Consider the following 18387-nt stretch of genomic DNA (forward strand, 5'->3'; position numbering starts at 1 on the left):
CTTAAGTGAACGGCATTACCGCAAAGGGGCCTTTTTTAATCACGTTTAAAATCACTTATACCCTCTATTTCCACTCTTCAAAGATCCCTTCTTTTCCTAACACTCAATTTAGTTAGTCCATTAGCCAAGAGGTTAGTAATGTTTTTTGTTTACTTATCTAATTCGCAGGCTATATTAATAAACAAATAGCTTTATAAATAAATGTATTTACTAACATTGGCAAAAGGGAGTTCAAGATGAGTATTGGTAAAGTGGGCATTGTTTTCTTCTCTAAGAATGGAGCAACTAAGCAAGTTGCTGAGACAATCGCTGAAGGCATTAACACTCAACAACCTAACTCAGTACTCCTTGTCGAAGTGCTATCTTCTGAAGTGGTCGAAGGAAGGTATGACAATGATGATAAGCTCAAGTCATTAGACAGCTGTGACGCCATTATCTTTGGCTCCCCGACTTATATGGGTTCACCAGCCGCGCAGTTTAAGAGCTTTATGGATGCAAGTAGTGATAGCTATTGTAAGAAAGCATGGCGAAATAAACTCGCAGCAGGCTTTACCACTGGCGGCAGCCTTAACGGTGAGCAGCAACAAACCTTGTTGAGCTTTTTCACTCTGGCCTGTCAGCATGGCATGATTTGGGCTGGGCTTGATATCTCAAAGCACATTGATGACTTAGGTTTGAATCGCACAGGGTCAAGCATTGGTTTGGTCGCCAGTGAAGATGAGACGGCAGATAGCACCAATAGTCACATCAACAGTAACGATCTTCAGACTGCTTTCTATTTTGGTCAGCGCATCGCGAGTCTAGTTAAGAGAACCTAAACTAACTAGTTAGCTGACGGGCTAGCTTCAAAACTCCTAGCTTGATTGATATCTATGATCTCAAGACTAGAGAATGAATGTTGTTTGAGGTAAGTTGAAACAATCATTCCCAACTTTCATGAATATAACCCAATGCTACTCGAAGGAATCGAAACTCTACTGGTATTGAGTAAAGCAAAGACCATGAGCCGCACAGGCAGTTTGCTTTATATCAGCCAATCAGCGGTCAGCAAACGGATTGCGAATTTAGAAAAGAAGCTAGGTAAAAAGCTCATTGAACCGAGTGGCCGACAGATAAAACTCACGCCAGATGCGATAGCATTAATAGAGAGTATTGGCCCGACATTCAATGAACTTCGCGGGCTTATTTATGAACAGCAAGAGTTGGAAGATACTACTCTCATCACCCTAGACAGCACTAAGTCTCTGATAGCCGGTTATTTAGGTGAGATGATGGGCCAGTTCATCCAGCAAGATAAGTACATCACCATTACCACCAACCACACGCCGAGAATCATCGAACGGGTGCAGTCCGGCAAGGCGACCTTGGGGTTGTGTGCTGGCTTACTGCCACCACATCATGGGTTGATGACCTTCCATCTTTTTGATGAACCGTTTTACATAGTGAGTAAGTCGCCGCTAACGGATCTCCCTCCAATGGTCATCACTAACGACATGACCAATCCAGCCAATTCTTATCAACTTTCTGTATTAGAAAAATTTGGTATCAAACCCTTGATGGAGATGGATGCCTACACCGCAGCGGCGCAACTTGCATTGGGCGGGACTGGGCCAGCGTTGATCCCGCTCTCTATCGTAAAAACACTCAATATTGAGCCTCAATATCTGTATAGCTTCACCGAATTAGCAGGCTTGATTCGGCCGATTCATATCTGTGTCAGACCAAATAGTTACCAGTCTCCACGAGTTAAAACACTGATAGAATCCATTGTTGATGCTGTTCCCAAAGCAGTTTAGACGCCATTAGCATCGACATCACGATCACAAGGGGGCGAATCCATTTCTGCCCTTTTGTCACCACCACTTTAGCGCCAAGCTGAGCGCCCATAAATCCACCGACCGCCATCACTAATCCCAACTCCCAAATAGGCAAACCAGCTAAAATAAAGAAAATTAAGGCAGCGATATTCGAGGTAAAGTTAAGTACTTTAGTACGCGCCGTAGCATCGACTAACGAGAAGTGACCAATAGCAACAAAGCAGACGGTGAAGATAGAACCTGTTCCTGGGCCAAAAAAGCCATCATAGAAACCCACGCCGCCACCAATACACAGAGCAAACATCGCCTCAGAGATCTTCTGTTTTCCTTCAGACGCTCTAGTTTGGGGTGCCAACAGGAAATAGAGAGAGATAGCGATAAGCAGCAGTGGGATAACACTGGTCAGTAAGCTCGCATCAATGTGCTGGACTAACTCAGCGCCAATTGCAGAGCCAATAAAGGTACAAAAGATAGCAAGGCGCATCTCTTTGATGCTGACGATACCGTTGCGCACGAAATACCAACTCGCGGAGAAGCTGCCAAATGAGCTTTGGAGTTTGTTGGTTGCCAGTGCCTGCGTGGGTGGAACTCCAGCCGCTAGCAATGCAGGTAGAGTCAGTAACCCACCGCCGCCAGCCATTGCATCAATAAAGCCTGCTGCCGTTGCAACAACAAACAAGATAGCCAATATTTCTAGAGTGATTTCCATATACCCAACGCCTTAAAATCCTGTGTAGCGACAAGTTACCACTCACAGCAGACGAGCAATAACGAAACACAAGATTCTAACCTATTCCAAATATTCATCATTAAGCTACCGCGGAATAACAGACATAAAAAAGCCCACTCCGAGGAGTGGGCTTTGAGCATTTATATCCGCATATCAGCGATACACTTTAGGCGATTAAGCTTGAGAAGCTTTAACCTGAGCGTGTAGCTCTTGAACTGAAGTTACTGACGTTTTCGCGTCTGCAGTGTGCGCCATACAAGTCGCGAATGCAGCGTTTAGCGTAGTCGTGTAGTTAACTTTCTCAGCAAGTGCACCACGACGAAGAACTTTAGAATCTTCAATCGCTTGACGGCCAGCTGCAGTGTTCACGATGTACGTGTACTCGTTGTTCTTGATACGGTCAAGAATGTGAGGACGACCTTCGTGTACCTTGTTTACTAGACGTGGGTTGATGCCCGCTTCGCCAAGGATAACCGCAGTACCGTGAGTTGCGTCTAGCTGGTAACCAAGCTTAGATAGCTTAGATGCTAGGTCAACAACACGCTCTTTGTCGCCTTCGCGAACAGAAAGAAGTGCACGACCGCCTTCTGGGTAGATGTTACCACAACCCAATTCAGCTTTAGAGTATGCTTCTGCGAACGTCGCACCAACACCCATAACTTCACCAGTAGAGCGCATTTCTGGGCCTAACAGTGGGTCAACACCAGGGAACTTGTTGAATGGAAGTACAACTTCTTTCACTGAGTAGTAAGGTGGGATGATTTCTTTCGTAAAGCCTTGAGACTCTAGAGATTGACCCGCCATTACACGAGCGGCAATCTTAGCGATTGGCGCACCAGTTGCTTTAGATACGAATGGAACCGTACGTGCTGCACGAGGGTTAACCTCGATTAGGTACACTTCATTGTTCTTAACAGCAAACTGCGTGTTCATCAGACCACGAACACCCAACTCGAACGCTAGCTTTTCAACTTGCTCGCGCATTACGTCTTGGATTTCTTGGCTTAGCGTGTATGCAGGAAGAGAACATGCTGAGTCACCAGAGTGAACACCCGCTTGCTCGATGTGCTCCATAATACCGCCGATTACAACGCGCTCACCGTCACAAATCGCATCTACGTCTACTTCAACAGCGTCATCTAGGAAGCTATCAAGTAGTACTGGAGATTCGTTTGATACGCTAACTGCTTCGTTGAAGTAGCGACGTAGGTCTTGCTCGTCGTATACGATTTCCATCGCACGACCACCAAGTACGTAAGAAGGACGTACAACAAGTGGGAAGCCGATTTCACGAGATTTCTCTACCGCTTGCTCCATTGTTGTTACTGTCGCGTTTTCTGGTTGAAGTAGGCCTAGACGGTCTACAGCAACTTGGAAACGCTCACGGTCTTCTGCACGGTCGATTGCGTCTGGGCTAGTACCGATGATTGGTACGCCAGCAGCTTCAAGAGCACGTGCCAGTTTAAGTGGCGTTTGACCACCGTACTGAACGATAACGCCTTTTGGCTTCTCAACACGAGCGATTGCTAGTACGTCTTCCAGAGTTACTGGTTCGAAGTACAGACGGTCAGACGTATCGTAGTCTGTAGAAACTGTCTCAGGGTTACAGTTAACCATGATAGTTTCGTAGCCATCTTCACGTAGCGCTAGTGATGCGTGTACACAACAGTAGTCAAATTCAATGCCTTGGCCGATACGGTTTGGACCGCCGCCTAGAATCATGATTTTTTCTTTGTCTGTTGGGTTTGCTTCACACTCGTCATCGTAAGATGAGTACATGTAAGCCGTATCTGAAGAGAACTCAGCTGCACACGTATCTACACGCTTGTATACCGGGTGGATATCGTATTGGTCACGTAGACGACGGATTTCGCTTTCCGCTACACCTAGAATCTTAGATAGGCGCGCATCAGCAAAACCTTTACGCTTAAGCTTGTTTAGCTCGTCTTTATTTAGACCAGCAAAGCCTTTCGCTTTAAGTTCTTGCTCTAGCTTAACGATGTCTTCGATTTGAACTAGGAACCAACGGTCGATTTGCGTTAGGTTGAATACACCATCTACCGACATACCAGCACGGAATGCGTCAGCGATGTACCAAATACGCTCTGCGCCAGCTTCTTTAAGTTCGTGACGGATAGTCGTTAGAGCATCTGGTGCGTCTAGGTCTACCATTTCGTCAAAACCAGTCGCGCCAACTTCTAGGCCGCGAAGTGCTTTTTGTAGAGATTCTTGTTGGTTACGGCCGATAGCCATAACTTCACCAACCGACTTCATTTGCGTCGTTAGGCGGTCGTTAGCACCTGCAAACTTCTCGAAGTTAAAACGAGGAATCTTAGTTACTACGTAGTCGATTGTTGGTTCGAATGATGCTGGAGTTGCGCCGCCAGTGATGTCATTCATTAGCTCGTCTAGCGTGAAACCAACAGCCAGTTTCGCTGCAATCTTAGCGATTGGGAAACCTGTTGCTTTAGATGCTAGTGCAGAAGAGCGAGATACACGTGGGTTCATCTCGATGATAACCATACGGCCATCTTTCGGGTTGATACCAAACTGTACGTTTGAACCACCTGTTTCAACACCAATCTCACGCAGTACTGCTAGAGATGCGTTACGCATTAGTTGGTATTCTTTATCTGTCAGCGTTTGAGCTGGAGCCACAGTGATTGAGTCACCTGTGTGAATACCCATTGGGTCGAAGTTTTCAATCGCACATACGATGATGCAGTTGTCGTTTTTGTCACGAACCACTTCCATCTCGTACTCTTTCCAACCGATAAGTGATTCATCGATAAGAAGTTCATTAGTTGGAGATAGATCCAAACCACGACGACAGATTTCTTCAAATTCTTCTTTGTTGTAAGCGATACCGCCACCAGTACCACCCATCGTGAACGATGGACGAATGATACAAGGGAAGCCAACCATGTCTAAAACTTTGTAAGCTTCTTCCATCGTTTTCGCTGTATCAGCAGTTGGACACTCAAGGCCAATTGCTTTCATTGCTTTATCGAAGCGTGAACGGTCTTCTGCTTTATCGATAGCGTCAGCCGTTGCACCAATCATTTCAACACCGAACTCTTCAAGAACGCCGTGCTTTTCTAGGTCTAGAGCACAGTTCAATGCAGTTTGGCCACCCATAGTAGGTAGAACTGCATCAGGCTTCTCTTTAGCGATGATGTTACGCACAACTTCCCATTGGATAGGCTCGATGTAAGTTGCATCTGCCATGTCTGGGTCAGTCATGATTGTCGCTGGGTTCGAGTTTACAAGAATAACTCGGTAACCTTCTTCGCGAAGCGCTTTACAAGCTTGAGCACCAGAGTAATCGAACTCACATGCTTGGCCGATAACGATCGGGCCAGCACCTAGAATAAGAATACTTTTAATGTCAGTACGTTTTGGCATTGTCTACTACTCCGAATTACGCTGTGTGCTGTTTGATTAGTTCAATAAAGTGGTCGAATAACGGCGCTGCGTCTTCTGGACCTGGGCTTGCTTCAGGGTGACCTTGGAAGCTGAATGCTGGTTTGTCTGTACGGTGAATACCTTGTAGAGAACCATCAAATAGTGATTTGTGCGTTGCACGTAGTGTCTCTGGAAGGGTTTCTTCGTCAGCAGCAAAGCCGTGGTTTTGCGAAGTAATCATCACAACATCACGATCTAAATCTTTAACCGGGTGGTTTGCGCCGTGGTGACCAAACTTCATCTTCACTGTCTTAGCGCCTGACGCAAGAGCAAGAATCTGGTGACCTAGACAGATACCGAAGATTGGTAAGCCTTTTTCTAGGAACACTTTTGTCGCTTCAATTGCGTAAGTACATGGTTCTGGGTCACCAGGGCCATTTGAAAGGAAAACACCGTCTGGGTTCAGAGCAAGTACTTCTTCAGCTGAAGTCTCAGCAGGAACAACCGTTAGGCGGCAGCCGCGGTCAACAAGCATTCGTAGGATGTTTCGTTTTGCACCGAAGTCATAAGCAACAACGTGGTATGGCAATTCTGAGTCTGCTTTCGCTTCAGGAAGTCCACCCGTAAGCGTCCACGAACCTTGTTTCCATTGATACGCTTCTTTTGTTGTAACTTCTTTCGCAAGGTCCATACCTTTCAGGCCAGGGAATTCTTTTGCTTTAGCTAGAGCCAAAGCTTCGTCTAGGTTTCCGTCGTTTACTGAAGAGCCAGCTACAATACAACCGTTCTGTGCGCCTTTTTCACGAAGAATACGCGTCAACTTACGAGTATCAATATCAGCGATACCAACAACGTTTTGCGACTTAAGGTAATCAGAAAGGGATTGTTCATTACGGAAGTTAGAAGCGATTAGAGGGAGATCGCGAATCACAAGGCCTTGAGCGTGGATTGAAGAAGATTCTTCGTCTTCGGAATTGGTTCCGGTATTGCCAATGTGAGGGTAAGTAAGGGTAACGATTTGTTGAGAATAGGAAGGATCAGTGAGGATTTCTTGGTACCCCGTCATCGAGGTATTAAAAACGACTTCACCAACTGCAGAACCTACAGCGCCAATGGCTTCACCGTGAAATACTGTCCCATCTTCTAGGACGAGTAGTGCTGACTTCTTCAAGACAACCTCCAGAAATAAAAATGCATTAAAATTGATTTAATTTGCAAATCTACCTTCCTGCAACACCAAAAACTGCGTGTTTATGGAAATTAGACAAATTGGCGGTATTTTAGTGATCTGCGTGATACGTGTCAACATTTAACTCAAAAGAAATTAAACATTTGTAAGGACTAATTCAATTTACCCCCTCAAAGCTCCAAAAGTTCAACTTTCATGCGCATTTAGCTCGAATATTACGATTTTCTAATTTTCACTCCTCATTTTAGCCAACCATAGAGTGATAAAAATATCAGCAACAAAACGCAATCGATAAATACCAAGAGAAAACATGACAATTTAAAGATCTAAAACAAAAAACACACTAAAGACCACATAAACAGCATAGAAATGGAGTCAAAAAGGCGATAAGAAGAAAGTAGAAGGAAGATCGGAGAAGTGAGATTACTAAGGAAAATGCACCAAATAAAGAAAGCGCCGGCAATTGCCAGCGCATAAATATCTATTTATAGGTCATTCAAACCAAGCACATCCGTCATGGTATAAAAGCCTGCTGGTTTATCATTTAACCAAACCGCGGCCTTGATTGCGCCATTAGCAAAGGTCATTCGATCAGTGGCTTTATGGGTAATTTCCACTCGTTCACCGATATCAGCAAACATAGCGGTGTGTTCACCAATAATGTCACCGGCACGAATCGTCGCGAAACCAATCTCATCTTTAGTGCGCTCGCCAGTAATACCCTCGCGTGACCATACAGCTACATCGTTCAGCCCGTTGCCCATAGCACCCGCAATAGCTTCGCCCATACCAATCGCAGTACCAGAAGGTGCATCAACTTTATGACGGTGATGAGCCTCAACGATCTCGACATCACAGTAATCGCCCATCACTTTAGCGGCCTTCTCTAGCAGCTTAAAGACCAGGTTCACACCAACGCTGTAGTTAGGTGCCATTACGATAGCCATCTCTTTTGAAGCAGCATCAATCACCTGCTTCTCTTCTTCAGAGAAGCCCGTTGTACCGATGATCAGTTTTTTATCGTGACGTTTACAAAGTTCAATATTCGCTAATGTGCTAACAGGCGCAGTAAAATCGACAATCACATCAAACTCTTCGATGGCTTTAGACAAATCATCGACTAAAGCAACATCAAAACGACCTTCACCGCATAACTCGCCGACATCTACGCCGACCAAAGATGACTCTGGACGCTCTGAACCAGCTCCAACACTTGCTTCTGAATTATGATGAGCGGCTTTCACCAAGTTGCGGCCCATGCGGCCCGCTGCTCCTGCAATTGCAATTCTTACCACTGCGAATATCTCCATTGTTTTGGTTACCGTTGCCACTTATCTCTTGCAGCAACGTTCAATCGATTAATCTCTTTAAACTAACAACAATCTCAAACTCAGGCTAGCAATTACGAAAACTCTTTTATTACTCGCTCTAAAATTGGCACATTTGCCTCTGGGAAGGCGTATTGATTCAATGATTCTAGGCTTACCCATTCACCTTGCTGACCTTCTTTACCATAAGGCTGCTCTTCAAAATCAGTCACGAGAATGAAATCGAACTTAAGTGACTTATCCGTGTAATCAAATTCAAGATGCTCAAACAGAGACTGCTCGGTCACCTTGATACCGACCTCTTCATCAAGCTCGCGAGTCATCGCTTGCTCAATAGTTTCGCCCTCTTCAACCTTGCCACCTGGAAATTCCCAGAAGCCACCTTTGTGCTTGTCATCTGGACGCTTAGTGATAAAGACCTGTGACTTATCTTGATTGAAGATAATACCCGCTACGATATGGATTCTTTTCATTGATGGTGTTCCTTAATAAAACGCTGAACTCACATAGTCCCTAAATACGTCATCCTCAAGAAAGAGGAACGACTGAGTTGGGGATCTAAAACTACGCGAGCCTAACTAAACAAGATTCCCTACTACGCTCACTCCTCGCTATAGGGAATGACAACTTCCTTGCGTAACAAAGTAAGCCATGAAATTTACATACAAAAAGAGCCGCCTAAGCGACTCTTTATATTCTATTTGTCAGTTTTATGAAGCTAAGTTGTAGTGTATGAGAGCAAGGCGGTGGCACGGAGCTTACGACTGTAAGTGAGTACCACCAACGCAGCTATCATGCGCTACAGCAACGATTCATTAAACTTACGCGATTTTACCGTGACACTGCTTGTACTTCTTACCGCTACCACATGGGCATGGCTCGTTACGGCCCACTTTACGCTCGTCACGCACTACCGTTTGTGGAGATGCCGCTTCAGCTTCATCGTCAGCTAGCTGGTTTTCAGCTGTTGCATGTTGCGCTTGTGCACGACGCGCCGCTTCTTCAGCTTGAGCTTGACGTTGAGCTTCCATCTTTTCAACTTCTTCTTGTTGCTGAACACGCACTTTAGAAAGGATGGTAACAACGTCTGTTTTCAGTACATCTAGTAGGCCTTCAAACAGTTCAAACGACTCGCGCTTGTACTCTTGTTTCGGGTTCTTCTGAGCATAACCACGTAAGTGGATACCTTGACGAAGGTGATCCATCGCAGCCAAGTGCTCTTTCCAAAGGCCGTCTAGCGTTTGTAGCATCACAGATTTCTCGAAGTTACGCAGTACTTGAGCACCAACCACTTCTTCTTTCTGTTTGTACGAATCAACCGCCATAGCAAGAATACGCTCACGCAATGCTTCTTCATAAAGCTTGTCGTCTTCGTCTAACCAACCTTGAATATCAAAGTCTAGATCGAAGTCATTCTTCAGACGATCTTGCAGACCCGCGATATCCCACATATCTTCAAGAGACTGAGGTGCGATGTATTCATCAATCACTGATGCCAATACATCTTCACGGTTGTGTTCGATCATCTCGCTGATATCGTCAGAGCTCATCAGTTCATCACGAAGCTCATAAACCACTTTACGTTGGTCATTGGCTACATCATCGTACTCAAGAAGCTGCTTACGAATATCGAAGTTACGACCTTCAACTTTACGTTGTGCTTTTTCAATTGAGCGAGAAAGCATCTTAGATTCGATCGCTTCGCCTTCGTCCATACCACTTTGGATAAGACCAGCCATACGATCCGATGTGAAGATACGTAGCAGAGAATCTTCCATTGATAGGTAGAAACGAGAAGAACCCGCATCACCTTGACGACCAGAACGACCACGTAGCTGGTTGTCGATACGGCGAGATTCATGACGCTCAGTACCAATGATGTGCAGACCACCTGACTCAAGCACTTTATCGTGGATTACTCTCCAGTCAGCTTTGATCTTCTCGATCTGCTCTTTGGTTGGATTCTCTAGCTTCTCAACTTGTGCCTGCCAGCTACCACCTAATACGATATCGGTACCACGACCAGCCATGTTAGTTGCGATAGTTACCGCACTCGGCATACCAGCTTGTGCAACGATCTCTGCTTCCATTTCGTGGAATTTAGCATTTAGAACGCTGTGCTTAATTTTTGCTTTTTTCAGTGCGTTAGACAGTAGTTCAGACTTCTCGATAGAAACCGTACCAACCAATGATGGCTGACCAGCAGCTACACGGTCTTTGATGTCTTCAATGATCGCATTGAACTTGTCTTCTTCGGTACGATAAACCACATCTGGCATATCGTTACGAACCATAGGCTTGTTGGTTGGGATAACCACTGTTTCTAGGCCGTAGATAGACTGAAATTCGAAAGCTTCTGTATCGGCTGTACCTGTCATACCTGACAGTTTTTCGTATAGACGGAAGAAGTTCTGGAATGTAATCGATGCTAGCGTCTGGTTTTCATTCTGAATCTTCACACCTTCTTTAGCTTCAACAGCTTGGTGTAAACCTTCAGACCAACGACGACCTGGCATAGTACGACCAGTATGTTCATCAACGATAACCACTTCGCCTTCTTCAGTAACGATGTAGTCGACGTCTTTCTCAAACAGTACGTGTGCACGCAGCGCTGCATTAACATGGTGCAATAGGCTGATATTAGTTGGAGAGTAAAGCGTGTCACCCTCTTCCATCAGGCCGTTTTTGACCATTAGCTCTTCTACAAATTCTTGACCGTTTTCAGTCAGGTGAACCTGTTTCGATTTCTCGTCCATGGTGTAGTGACCTTCACCACGGTACTCTTCAGAATCTTCTTTATCTTGGCGCTCAAGGTTAGGAATCAACGTGTTAATACGCGTGTAAAGATCTGAACTATCTTCAGCTGGGCCAGAGATAATAAGTGGAGTACGAGCTTCATCGATTAAGATTGAGTCAACCTCATCGACAACAGCAAAGAAGCGCTCACGTTGAACACGATCTTCAGCACGGAAAGCCATGTTGTCACGTAGGTAATCGAAGCCAAACTCGTTGTTTGTTCCGTATAGGATATCCGCTTGGTACGCTTCTTTCTTCTCTGGTGGAGCCATGTTTGGCACGTTTACGCCAACAGTCATACCAAGGAATTCAAATAATGGGCGGTTTGTTTCCGCATCACGCTTCGCTAGGTAGTCGTTCACCGTTACTACGTGAACACCTTTGCTAGGTAGGGCGTTAAGATAAGCTGGTAGGGTTGCTGTAAGAGTCTTACCTTCACCAGTACGCATTTCTGCAATTTGGCCAGCATTTAGAACCATGCCACCAATCATTTGCACGTCAAAGTGACGCATGCCGTAAACACGCTTAGACGCTTCACGTACCGTAGCAAATGCTTCAGGTAGAAGTTGGTCTAGCGATTCACCTTTATCTAAGCGCTCACGAAATTCAACCGTTTTTGCTTTTAGTTCTTCGTCTGAAAGTGCTTCAAACGTTGGTTCGAAGTTATTAATTTCTTTTACAATTTTTCTAAGGCGGCGCAGTGTTCTGTCATTGCGACTGCCAATTACCTTTGTCAGCAGCTTAGTAATCATGTGCTTGGAATCTCTTCGTTCTCAGATCGTCCGCGATCTATTTTAAATGCCGTCAGTGTCTCTACTAGCTATGAACTAGTCTTCAGTTACTAACCAAGGATACTGAGATAAATCTAGTATCTTTGATATTGTACTTGAGAGTAGAGTTTTCAAGGCTTGAGTTAAAATTAATGCCCTTTAGTGTAAGTAATTTTCACACCAACAACCATTTATAACCCCATTTGTTTGATGTGCTTGGAACTTTTCTTTCTAATTGCTGATGGATTAGCCAGACTGCAGCTCATTGGGAGACAACTTTCGGATGTTGACGACACTGTATCTGGAAAATAGATACAAAAAAACCAGGTCAATGACCTGGTTTTCGAAATCTTATATTGCTGTAAACAACAATTACGCTAGAACCATTCCTGGTTCAGCAAATGCAACAGGAGAGCCTACTTCTTCTTCGAATGTTGCCCATTCCCAAGCTTCTGCGTCAGCAAGTACTGCACGTAGTAGTTGGTTGTTTAGGCCGTGACCTGATTTGTATGCACGAAACTCACCAATAATAGCGTGTCCACACATGTACAAGTCACCGATCGCATCTAGTACTTTATGAGTTACGAACTCATTGTCAAAACGTAGACCCTCTTCATTAAGAATTCGGTATTCGTCAAGTACGATAGCATTATCAAAGCTACCACCAAGTACTAGGTTTTGAGATTGTAGATACTCAATGTCGCGCATGAAGCCGAAAGTACGAGCGCGAGAGATTTCTTTCACAAAACCTTGTGAAGAGAAATCAAACAACAAACGTTGCTCATCAGATTCAATTGCTGGGTGGTTAAAGTCGATCTCAAAGTCCATACGGAAGCCGTTAAATGGAACAAACTCTGCCCACTTATCGCCATCTTCAAAACGGATAGGCTTTTTGATACGAATAAAACGCTTCGCTGCATTCAGTGTTTCTACACCCGCTTGCTGTAGCAAGTATACGAATGGGCTTGCGCTACCATCCATAATTGGGATTTCAGGAGCATCTACTTCAACAATAATGTTGTCGATGCCCATACCCGCTAAAGCTGCGTTAAGGTGTTCCACTGTAGAGATACGTACGCCTTCGTCATTAACAAGAGCTGTACATAGCATAGTGTCACGAACTGACGCTGGATCAGCTGGGAAATCTACAGGTGGATTTACATCTGTACGACGATAAACAATACCTGTATTTGCAGCTGCCGGGCGAAGAGTAAGTGTGACTTTACGACCAGAGTGGAGACCCACACCAGTTGTTTTCACAATTTCTTTCAGAGTACGTTGTCTGATCATCTGCTTGCCTCGTTATCAGTGCTACAAATCACGGTCAGTATTTACCGACCGCGAATTTTACCATTAATTCGACGATAGTCAAATTTTGGGTATTTGTTAATCAGCCTGACGTCGTAAGAATGCTGGAATATCTAAGTATCCACTCTCTTTCTCAGCCTTAGGTGCTGCACTTTGGCTAGCGCCTGTACCTGAAGAAACAGGTGACGTTGTTGGTTGCGGCTTAACTTGAGGTTTGACCTCAGTTTTTTCTTGCAATGGTTGTGCCACTTTCTCTTCCACTTTTGGTGCAGTTTGAGCCGCTACCTGTGGTTGAGGAGTTGGTGCAACCTTAGCTTTACCACCAGCAACTAATGTAATGTCTGGTTTTTTCTCTGTGCCGATACCTGTTGCAACAACAGTTACGCGGATTTCATCTGTCATATCAGGGTCTAGAGAAGTACCAATCACAACTGTTGCATTATCAGATGCGAATGCCTTAACTGTATTACCTACTGTTTCGAACTCATCTAGACGCATATCCAGGCCTGCAGTGATGTTCACAAGAACGCCACGCGCGCCAGCTAGGTCGATGTCTTCTAGTAGTGGGCTAGAAATTGCTGTTTCAGCAGCTTCTTCAGCACGGTCTTCACCTTTTGCGATACCGCTACCCATCATTGCATGACCCATCTCAGACATTACGGTGCGAACATCCGCGAAATCGACGTTAATCATACCAGGGCGAGTAATTAGCTCAGCGATACCTTGTACAGCGTTTTTAAGTACATCATTTGCACTTGCGAAAGCTTCTAGCAGAGTTACGCCGCGGCCAAGTACTTTAAGTAGCTTTTCATTTGGAATCGTAATTAATGAATCCACATGTTTAGAAAGCTCTTCAATACCTTGCTCAGCAAACGCTAAACGCTTTTTGCCTTCAAAGCTAAATGGCTTAGTTACAACAGCAACCGTCAGCACACCCAACTCTTTCGCAACTTCAGCAATAACTGGAGCAGCACCTGTACCAGTACCACCGCCCATACCAGCTGCGATAAATACCATATCGGCGCCAGTTAGAACTTCTTTAATTCTTTCTCGATCTTCGAGAGCTGCATCACGGCCTACTTGTGGGTTTGCACCAGCGCCCAAACCTTTAGTGATATCACCACCAATTTGGATCACGCTGCTCACGCTTGTTTTACGAAGTGCTTGTGCATCAGTGTTAACACTGATGAATTCTACGCCTTCGATTGATTCACGTACCATGTGCTCAACAGCGTTACCGCCACCGCCACCAACTCCAACGACTTTAATTACTGCATCGTCAGACATTTCCATCATCGGTTCAAACATGTGTTATCTCCGTTTTTTCCTGCAACTCAGGTTAAAACTCTTTTTGTATCCAATTACGCAATTTGCCAAATAAACCAGACATAGAAGGTGCTGAACGCTTAGGTTCGCTGTAATCACCTTCATCACTGATCTGACAATCTCTTGCGTAATGAAGTAAACCAACCGCCGTAGAATGATACGGCTCTTTAACATAGTCAGTTAAGCCACTAACTTCTAACGGCTTACCAACTCGAACTTGATTGCGGAAAACACGTTCCGCACACTCTACCAATCCGTCAATTTGTGCCGCTCCACCAGTAAGAACGACGCCAGCTGCAAGGTGGTGTTTAATACCTTCATCTCGTAGCTGTAATTGAACCGTATCAATAGTTTGGTTAACGAGACCCATAAGTTCAGTGTAACGTGGTTCAATCACTTCCGACAAAGTTTGTCGTTGCAAACTTCTCGATGGGCGACCACCAACACTTGGGACGTTAACAGAGTCATCCTTGCTTACGAGTTCACTCAGAGCGCAACCATGGTTTACTTTTATCTCTTCAGCATCGCTCACTGGCGTGCCGAAAGCGAAGGCAATATCACTGGTTACTGCATTTCCTGCGTAGGAAAAGACTTCTGTGTGTCGAAGTGCGCCGCCAGTCCAAATGGAAATATCCATTGTACCCGCACCGATATCGACAACACATACTCCAAGCTCTCTCTCGTCTTCAGTAATTACCGCATTGCTTGAGGCAAGTCCTGAAAACACGATTTGTTCTACTGTGAGACCACATCGTTCAACAGCTTTAATAATGTTTCTCGCCATGTCGCTATGGCAAGAAATTAGGTGAACACTGACTTCCATTCGAACACCAGATAAGCCAAGTGGGTTCTTAATCCCTTCTTGATAATCAATGGTAAATTCTTGTGGGATCACGTGCAGAATTCTCTGCTCATCACCTATTTTAATTGATTTCGCGGTATGGATCGCTCGATCCATATCGTCTTGAGACACCTCTTCATCAGAGATAGTGCCCATGCCTTTTTCAATTCGGCTTGCGATATGTTTACCCGATAGCGAGATAAATACATTGCTGATTTGGCATTCCGCCATCAACTCTGCTTGATCAATAGCTCGCTGAACCGACTTAACTACCGACTCTAGGTCGTTTACACCACCTTTATCCATACCTCTGGATGGGCTTTGCCCAGAACCAATGATATTGATTTGACCATCAGGCAATATTTCACCAACCAGAGCTGATATGGTCGCAGTGCCTATATCAAGACCAACGATTATGTTGTCATCTGCGGTCTTAGTCATCTGTGCTCTCTTCTAACTCTTGCTCTGGAAACCAGCCTACAGCGGCTCCCGTATCATACCTGAGGTCGATGTAGCTCACTTGATTCGCTTTACTACCAAGTTCGTTGTAAAGCGAAATGAAGCGTTCAACACGCTCATCTAAAGAATCTTTACCTAGTTCTAAACGGATACCGTTATCTAGGATTATTTGCCAAGCGCGACGCTCATTGAGAACGAGAGAGGTAACGGTTAACCCTAGACTGTTAATCAAAGGGGTTATCTGTCGCCACTTTTCTATCACTTCTTGGCTGGTGCCGTCTGGGCCGTAAAGCTTAACTCTATCGCCCTTCAACAGGCCGATATCACCATTAAACACCTGACCATCGTCATTCAGCAGCATGTTACCGTTCCAGATTGCTGCCGCATGGTACTCAGTCAAAAATACTTTTATTGTGTCTGGCCACTGCTTACGAATGGAGACCACTGAAACCCAAGGTAACGCTTCTAAACTGTCTTGCAACACACCGATGTCTTGCGACATGAAGGTTCCAATGTGCTCTAGCTCGCTAAAGGCATGTTGAACATCACCAGCGGTTACGTAAGTTAAGTCGCCTTGAAGTACTATTTTGGAGAGAGGCAATCGCTGATCGTCCCACATCCAAGTTAGTGTGGTATAGAAAAGAAACCCAATGAATAGCAATACCATGACAAAAAAAGACCCGCCTAAGGCGTGTTTCTTGAGCGACGGTAAACTGAATAGGTGGCGGTTTTCGCTAAAAGTACTTTCTACCAAAGCCCGCATTCCCTGTCGTTGGTTCGCAATTCTATTCCCTATCTTCGTAATAGAGGTAAAAGCACTTACTTTAACCTATGAATTATACTGAGCAAAATCAAACTATCAAACGTTGATAATAAGATTTTTGGTCAATTTTAGGTCAATCGCAAGAAGTGAGCGATTGACCACAGTCTGTAGACAGTATTCTGTTACGCGTTCTGCATTTTATTAATGTCTAACTGTAACGATTCCAACTGCTTCGCTACTCGACCAACATCGCCTGCACCCTGCGTTAAAACAAGGTCACCGCCTTGAATTACGTTGGCTAAAGCCGATGGCAGTGCGTTGATATCGGCAACAAAGATTGGGTCTATCTTACCACGCCCACGAATAGTTCGACTTAATGAACGTCCGTCAGCCCCTGCAATCGGTTTCTCACCTGCAGAATAAACATCTAACAGAATTAAGACATCAACCTGCTCAAGAACGTTCGCGAAATCATCATACAGATCGCGAGTACGGCTATAACGGTGCGGTTGGAAGATCATAACAAGACGTTTATCAGTCCAGCCACTACGAGCAGCTTGAATCGTCACATCCACTTCGGTTGGGTGATGACCGTAATCATCGACCAGCATTGCAACGCCTTTACCTGTTTCATACTCACCTAGGTGATCGAAACGGCGACCCGTGCCTTCCGTTCCCGCCATCGCTTTGAGAATCGCTTCATCGCTGATGTCATCTTCTGTTGCAACAGCAATCGCCGCCGATGCATTCAATGCGTTGTGACGACCTGGAATGTTTAACGTGATATCAAGGTTAGCTTTACCTTCACGTACCACTGTGAATTTGCCTTGCTGGCCTTCTTGTACGTAGTTCTCAATACGAATATCCGCATCTTCAGAGAAACCGTAAGTAATCACCTGGCGACTTACCTGAGGAATAAGCTCACGCACTACTGGATCATCAACACACATCACAGCCTGACCGTAGAATGGTAGGTTGTGTAAAAAATCAATAAACGTCTGCTTTAGCGTTTCAAAATCGCCGCCGTAGGTATCCATATGATCCGCTTCAATGTTAGTTACGATACTAACCATAGGTTGCAGATGTAAAAATGAAGCATCACTCTCATCGGCTTCAGCGATAAGAATACGGCTTGAACCTAAACGTGCGTTAGTGCCAGCACTTTTAACCAAACCACCGTTTACGAAGGTTGGATCTAGGCCGGCTTCCGAGTAAATCTGTGTCACTAGCGCAGTCGTGGTTGTTTTACCGTGCGTACCTGCCACAGCAATACCGTGACGAAAACGCATCAGCTCAGCCAGCATTTCTGCACGACGAACGATCGGTGTGCGCGCTTCACGAGCTGCAATAATTTCTGGGTTTTCTTCGTTGATAGCGGTTGAAACAACCACCACACTTGCGTCGGCAACGTTACTCGCTTGGTGACCGATATAAACGGTCGCACCCTTGCTAACTAAACGATCAGTCACTGGGTTTTGAGCAATATCAGAACCCGTGATCTGGTAGCCTTCATTTAGCAAGACTTCAGCAATCCCGCTCATTCCGGCACCACCAATACCAATGAAGTGGATAGATTTAACACGGCGCATCTCTGGCACCATTGCACGGATTTGCGCTAAGTCTTGGGTATGTTCAATCGTCATCAATTCAATCTC

At 45.0% G+C, this 18387-nt stretch carries 13 protein-coding genes; 2 read left to right on the top strand and 11 right to left on the bottom strand.

The genetic code is table 11. From position 1 onward, the window contains the following. Positions 1–236 precede the first annotated feature (236 nt). Positions 237–818, top strand: coding sequence for a flavodoxin family protein (locus tag AB4351_RS13520; RefSeq protein ID WP_136978391.1), 582 nt, complete (start codon positions 237–239; stop codon positions 816–818). Between the two features lie 132 nt (positions 819–950). Continuing rightward, on the top strand, positions 951–1796 hold the full coding sequence (locus AB4351_RS13525; protein ID WP_372126280.1) for a LysR family transcriptional regulator: 846 nt from the start codon (positions 951–953) through the stop codon (positions 1794–1796). Here AB4351_RS13525 and AB4351_RS13530 read toward each other — a convergent pair. The 11 genes from AB4351_RS13530 to murC all read right to left on the bottom strand — a co-directional run bounded on the left by AB4351_RS13530 (position 1747) and on the right by murC (position 18375). Further along, positions 1747–2526, bottom strand: coding sequence for a TSUP family transporter (locus tag AB4351_RS13530; RefSeq protein ID WP_012603222.1), 780 nt, complete (start codon positions 2524–2526; stop codon positions 1747–1749). The two genes, AB4351_RS13525 and AB4351_RS13530, sit on opposite strands and share 50 nt — an antisense overlap. A gap of 195 nt (positions 2527–2721) precedes the next feature. Continuing rightward, positions 2722–5952, bottom strand: coding sequence for a carbamoyl-phosphate synthase large subunit (gene carB, locus AB4351_RS13535; protein ID WP_017059294.1), 3231 nt, complete (start codon positions 5950–5952; stop codon positions 2722–2724). Positions 5953–5968: 16 nt separating this feature from the next. Continuing rightward, complete coding sequence (carA, locus tag AB4351_RS13540; RefSeq protein WP_010434758.1) at positions 5969–7123, bottom strand: glutamine-hydrolyzing carbamoyl-phosphate synthase small subunit; 1155 nt, start codon at positions 7121–7123, stop codon at positions 5969–5971. Positions 7124–7626: 503 nt separating this feature from the next. Beyond that, complete coding sequence (gene dapB, locus AB4351_RS13545) at positions 7627–8451, bottom strand: 4-hydroxy-tetrahydrodipicolinate reductase (protein WP_372126282.1); 825 nt, start codon at positions 8449–8451, stop codon at positions 7627–7629. Between the two features lie 92 nt (positions 8452–8543). Beyond that, positions 8544–8942 carry an 8-oxo-dGTP diphosphatase MutT gene (gene mutT, locus AB4351_RS13550; protein WP_017062897.1) on the bottom strand — a complete coding sequence of 133 codons (399 nt, stop codon included), beginning with the start codon at positions 8940–8942 and terminating at the stop codon, positions 8544–8546. A gap of 348 nt (positions 8943–9290) precedes the next feature. Next, on the bottom strand, positions 9291–12017 hold the full coding sequence (secA, locus tag AB4351_RS13555) for a preprotein translocase subunit SecA (protein ID WP_017059292.1): 2727 nt from the start codon (positions 12015–12017) through the stop codon (positions 9291–9293). Between the two features lie 390 nt (positions 12018–12407). Beyond that, positions 12408–13325, bottom strand: a complete 918-nt coding sequence (lpxC, locus tag AB4351_RS13560; RefSeq protein ID WP_010434751.1) for a UDP-3-O-acyl-N-acetylglucosamine deacetylase — start codon at positions 13323–13325, stop codon at positions 12408–12410. Between the two features lie 96 nt (positions 13326–13421). Continuing rightward, positions 13422–14651: a cell division protein FtsZ gene (gene ftsZ / locus AB4351_RS13565; RefSeq protein ID WP_017059291.1), complete on the bottom strand. Its 1230-nt coding sequence runs from the start codon at positions 14649–14651 to the stop codon at positions 13422–13424. A gap of 31 nt (positions 14652–14682) precedes the next feature. Beyond that, positions 14683–15951, bottom strand: a complete 1269-nt coding sequence (gene ftsA, locus AB4351_RS13570; RefSeq protein ID WP_010434747.1) for a cell division protein FtsA — start codon at positions 15949–15951, stop codon at positions 14683–14685. Then, complete coding sequence (locus AB4351_RS13575) at positions 15944–16636, bottom strand: cell division protein FtsQ/DivIB (RefSeq protein WP_017059290.1); 693 nt, start codon at positions 16634–16636, stop codon at positions 15944–15946. The genes ftsA and AB4351_RS13575 overlap by 8 nt, the downstream gene beginning before the upstream one ends. A 278-nt stretch (positions 16637–16914) precedes the next feature. Continuing rightward, the gene (gene murC / locus AB4351_RS13580; RefSeq protein WP_017059288.1) at positions 16915–18375 is read right to left on the bottom strand and encodes a UDP-N-acetylmuramate--L-alanine ligase; all 1461 of its coding nucleotides are present in this window, start codon (positions 18373–18375) and stop codon (positions 16915–16917) included. Between the last annotated feature and the right edge of the window lie 12 nt (positions 18376–18387).

The sequence above is a fragment of the Vibrio sp. 10N.261.51.F11 genome (assembly GCF_041471665.1).
GTDB classification, from domain to species: domain Bacteria; phylum Pseudomonadota; class Gammaproteobacteria; order Enterobacterales; family Vibrionaceae; genus Vibrio; species Vibrio crassostreae_C.